This window comes from Mesorhizobium sp. M7A.F.Ca.CA.004.06.1.1 (assembly GCF_003999135.1).
Classification (GTDB): Bacteria; Pseudomonadota; Alphaproteobacteria; order Rhizobiales; family Rhizobiaceae; genus Mesorhizobium.
Window position 1 is genome coordinate 1 of the sequence record NZ_RZPQ01000477.1, and the last position, 4,633, is coordinate 4,633.

The window sequence follows — 4,633 nt, forward strand, 5'->3', positions numbered from 1 at the left end:
TGTACCAACAGGGCGAGTTACAGGTTTTGGCGGGGTAAAATGATGAGTTGCCATCGGTTCGGGGTTGCTTTTACTTTTGTTGCATTCGTCGCAGGGGGCGCCCTGTTCGCCGCGCCCGAGGCTGTAGCTCAGCAAACCTGTTCCTGTCTTGCGCCCGTGCCGGCGTCCGCAGACGCGATAGGTCGTCTTACGCAGGTCCGGGGTAATGTGCAGATGTCCCAGGCCGGCGGCTATGCAGGGGTGGATGCCGAGGCGCCGGTGTATGCGGGCGCGCGCATCATGACCGGGGCGCAGGCGTCTGCTTCGCTGGCTATCGGAGCCAATTGCGCGCTCGATATTCCAGCCAATGCCACCGTCAAGGTCGACCCTATCGAAGGCGGCATGTGCGTTTCGCTTGAGACACCGTCTGCGACGATCGTACCCGCCAGCTCAGAACCTGGCATGCTGCCGGTTCTCTTGGGCGGCGCCGCCGTCGGTGGTGCCGCCGCCCTTATTATCGGCCTGCAGGATGACGACGACGCGGTCAGCCGATAGGCGGGATACGACCCCCGCTGTTTTGCGTAAATTTGTCAAATGCGTCATTCGCCTTCATGCGGGTGACGCGTTTCTATTTTGTCGAGGCGAAGCTTTGCCTCCTCTCAACCAGAAACGCCAATGATCGACCTGCATTCACATATCCTGCCCGGTCTCGATGACGGTTCTCCTGACTTGGCCATGTCGCTGGAGATGGCACGGCTGGCAGTGGCCGACGGTACAACGCATATGGCATGTACGCCGCATGTAATGCCTGGGGTTTATGAGAACGCCACGCCAAAGATTGCCGGGGCTGTTCAGGCGTTAGAACTGGAGCTTCATCGCGCTGCCATACCGCTTACCGTATATGTTGGCGCTGATGTTCATCTCGCGCCTGATCTCCCCGATCGATTGAGGCTTGGTACGGTGCCGACTCTGAACGGATCCCGCTATTTCCTGTTCGAACCGCCACATCACATTTTGCCTCCGCGGCTCGAAGACTTCGCCGCCCGTCTCATAGGGGCCGGCTTCGTGCCGATCCTCACTCATCCAGAGCGGTTGACTTGGATCAAGGCGAATTACGACGTCATCGAGAGGTTGAATACGCTAGGCTGCCTTATTCAGCTCACGGCTGATTCTGTGACGGGGGCCTTTGGACGTACGGCGCTCTACTACTCGGAGAAGCTGCTGGATGAGGGCAGGGTGGATATTGTCGCCTCCGACACCCACGGCGCCAGCCGGCGGCGGCCAGGGCTTTCGCAGGCGGTTGTCGCCATCGCGAACCGGTGTGGGGAAGATGAGGCTTACAACATGGCAGTGAAACGCCCGGACGCGATATTGCAAAATCGGCCGCTCGTGCCCATCGGAAAGCAAAGCCCGAGAAAATCGGGGGGCAGCAGTGCGGGGCGGTTTGGCGGATTGGGCCGGTTGTTTAAGAGCGGGGCTCTTTGATGGGCATTTTCGATCTCGCAAGAAGTCATGCGGGCACCGTGCCCGCTTTGCTCGCATCGCTAGCAATATCTGCCTGCGCAAGCACTTCGTCGACATCGACGTCCTCCACCAGTTCTGTCGATGCGCTGCAGCCGACGGCGTCTTCATCGGCGCTCTCTGGCGGTGGTACGCTGCAGGTGGTCAAGGATCTCCCGCCGCCGCAGAATACCCAGAACGGCAGCGAGCAGCCTCTGTCTGCCAACGATGTGCTCGAGGTCAGTGTGTTTCAGGTCGATAATTTGAACAGAACAGTTCAGGTCGACGCGGGCGGACAGATTTCGCTTCCGCTGATTGGGACCATGACTGCAGCCGGCAAGACCGTTCGTCAGCTCGAGAAGGAAATCGAGACTGCCTACGGTGAAAAGTACTTGCAGTCGCCTGACGTGACGATTTTCGTCAAGGAGTCGATTGGCCAGCGCATCACGGTCGATGGTGAAGTCAACAAGGCCGGCATTTATCCGGTGTCCAGCAGCGCTTCCTTGCTCGACGCGATCGCCCTTGCCGGAGGGTTCAATCCGGTCGGTGATGCCGGCAAGGTCTTCGTCTATCGCAATGTCGGCCAAAACAAGCTGGTCGCAAATTACAATGTCGAGGAAATCCGCGCCGGCAAGAACCGCAACCCGCGCATCTATGGCGGCGACGTGGTCGTCGTTTTTGCTTCGAAGTCGAAAATCGCGATGAACAATTTGAAGGATGCGCTGGGCCTCGCCTCCAGCGCTGCCCGCATTGCGGTCATTCCGTAGACACGGACAACCCCAGGATCACCTCGCGCATGCTCGATCGCAACAGGCAGCCCCAACTTGCCGGACCCGGACATGGCCAGGCCCTGTCCGCGGACTCCTATTACGACGTGCCGCAAAACTACGGTCCCTATGGTCGCGACTATGCGGGCCAGGATGAGGGGTTCAACCCGCTCAAGCTGCTTTTATACATCGTCCAGTATCGCTGGCTGATCGTCATGATGGCGGCGGCCGGGCTCGTTGCCGGCGTCATCGTGACGATGATGCAGACACCAAAATACCTGGCGACGACGCAGCTCGAAGTTCTGGTGCCTTCGGCGAAAGTGTTTCAGGACATTGAGGTCGTTTCCGAAAACAGCGACGTCCGGGCCTTCCTGACCGCTCGGGAGAAGCTGAAGAGCCGGGCATTGGCTCAGCGCGTGGTGTTCCAGCTTGGGCTTAGCGAAAAACCGGATTTTCTGTTTCCGACGCCGAGCTTTTCCCCGAGCAATATTGTCTACCGTGCGTTCGGGATGTCCAAGTCACCCTCCATTGAGGAGAAAACGCCTGAAGAGCGCGAGGCAATTGCGATCAAGCGCATCCAGGAAGATCTGACGGTCAATCTGGTCACCAATACGAGCCTGCTATCGATCACCTTCGTCGATCAAAAGCCGAAATATGCAAGCGACGTTGCCAATCAGGTCGCGCAGAGCTTTATCGATCAACGTCTCGATCAGACCAGCGAGACCTCTGATCTGGCACGGCAGTTCATCCAGGAACAGGTTTTGCAGGTGAAGCAAAAGCTGCAGACCTCCGAAGAGGAACTGGTCACCTATGCAAAAGATGCCGGCATCACGGTTACCGGCGATGACAAATCGCTGATCGGCTCCAACATCGAAGCCCTGAACACCGCCCTGGCCACTGCAATCCAGGAGCGTCTTGATGCGGGGCGGGTGGTCGATCAGATAGAAAAAGGCCGCGGGTCGAGCCTCGGTCCGGTTCTGGAAAGCGAAGGTCTGCAGAAGCTTAGCGAAAAGCTGGCGGATCTGACCAGCCAATATCAGCAGAAATTGGGCATCCTGAAGCCCGGTTTTCCGGAAATGCAGCAATTGCAATCGCAGATCAAGGAACTCCAGCGAATCTACAACAACGGCGTGCTGGCGATAACCGATTCGTTGCGGCTGAAATATCAGGAAGCACAGAACAAGGAAGCCGATCTCAAGTCCAAGCTCGCGGAGATGGAGAGGCAGCAGGTCGTCTTCAACGACAAGAATATCAAATACACGATCCTGAAGCGCGAGGTCGACTCCAACCGGTCGCAGTATGACAGCCTTATCGCCAAGCTGAATGAAGTCGGCGTCAGCTCGGAGCTCAAGACGCAAAGCGCTGCGATAGTCGATTTCGCTTCGCTGCCCACAGCCCCCTATTCTCCACGTCTGAGCATCAACCTTGCAGTCGCTCTCGCGCTTTTCATGGCCCTGGCTGCATCGATCATCTACATCATCGAGTTGCTGAACAACACTTTCACCAACCCGGAGCAGATCGAGAAAGAGCTGGGGCTGGCGATGCTCGGCATCCTGCCGCTTGTCGGTGACCGCGAACTCATAGCCAGCATCGCCGATCAAAAATCCGGGCTCTCCGAGGCCTATCGTTCGCTGCGGACATCGCTGCAGTTCTCCGGTGCGGAGGGCGCGCCGCGATCGCTGCTGGTGACCAGTTCGGAACCGTCGGAAGGCAAGTCGACCACGTCGTTCAAGCTTGGCCAGGATTTCGCGGCACTCGGCGCAAGGGTTCTGCTTGTCGACGGCGATCTCCGCAAACCCAACCTGCACCGGCTGTTCGGCCTCGACAATGCGATCGGGTTGAGCAACCTGCTGACTAATACCGTTCGCAAGGACGATCTGCCGGGCATTTTCAGACCGACGAAATACCCTAATGTCACCGTGCTGACGTCCGGAACGATTCCGCCGAATCCGGCCGACCTGCTCTCGTCGCCGAAGATGGCGTTGATCTTGACCAATCTCGGCAAACGCTTCGATCTGGTCATCATCGACGCCCCGCCGGTCGTCGGTCTTTCCGATGCACCAATCCTCAGCCGGCTTGCCGAAGGCACATTGATGGTCGTTTCGACCAATCAGGTCACACGCAAGTCAGCCAAAACGGCACTCAAGCGTCTGCGCTCAGCCGGTGCGAACGTGATCGGAGCGGCGATGTCGAAATTCACGGTCAACAAGTTCGATTACAATTACGCCTATAAATACATGAACTATCAGTACTACGACTATGGCGCGAGTACCCCGAAAATTGAGGGCAAAGTCGATGACGGAGCAGGCGAGCCCGCTCACGCGAAATCTCCGGCGTTCAGGCGTTTGGTTCGTCGCCTCCGTTCTGGTGTTGGCGGTTTCGTAGAT

5 protein-coding genes are annotated in these 4,633 nt (G+C 58.0%); 4 read left to right on the top strand and 1 reads right to left on the bottom strand.

Features of this window, described 5'->3' with window-relative positions; all coding sequences use genetic code 11:
- Positions 1 to 213 precede the first annotated feature (213 nt).
- Positions 214 to 534: a hypothetical protein gene (locus tag EN906_RS23775; protein WP_127268328.1), complete on the top strand. Its 321-nt coding sequence runs from the start codon at positions 214 to 216 to the stop codon at positions 532 to 534.
- Between the two features lie 120 nt (positions 535 to 654).
- Complete coding sequence (locus tag EN906_RS23780) at positions 655 to 1,464, top strand: CpsB/CapC family capsule biosynthesis tyrosine phosphatase (RefSeq protein WP_127268327.1); 810 nt, start codon at positions 655 to 657, stop codon at positions 1,462 to 1,464.
- Positions 1,465 to 1,489: 25 nt separating this feature from the next.
- On the opposite strand, the gene EN906_RS38445 is transcribed toward EN906_RS23780, so the two are convergent.
- Positions 1,490 to 1,648 (bottom strand): hypothetical protein, encoded by a 159-nt coding sequence (locus tag EN906_RS38445; RefSeq protein ID WP_164752261.1) that lies wholly within the window; start codon positions 1,646 to 1,648, stop codon positions 1,490 to 1,492.
- Here EN906_RS38445 and EN906_RS23785 point away from each other — a divergent pair.
- Both EN906_RS23785 and EN906_RS23790 read left to right on the top strand, forming a co-directional pair.
- Positions 1,641 to 2,246: a polysaccharide biosynthesis/export family protein gene (locus EN906_RS23785; RefSeq protein WP_224696614.1), complete on the top strand. Its 606-nt coding sequence runs from the start codon at positions 1,641 to 1,643 to the stop codon at positions 2,244 to 2,246. The two genes, EN906_RS38445 and EN906_RS23785, sit on opposite strands and share 8 nt — an antisense overlap.
- Before the next feature lie 29 nt (positions 2,247 to 2,275).
- A partial coding sequence (locus tag EN906_RS23790) for a polysaccharide biosynthesis tyrosine autokinase (RefSeq protein ID WP_127375422.1) occupies positions 2,276 to 4,633 on the top strand: 2,358 nt, incomplete at its 3' end.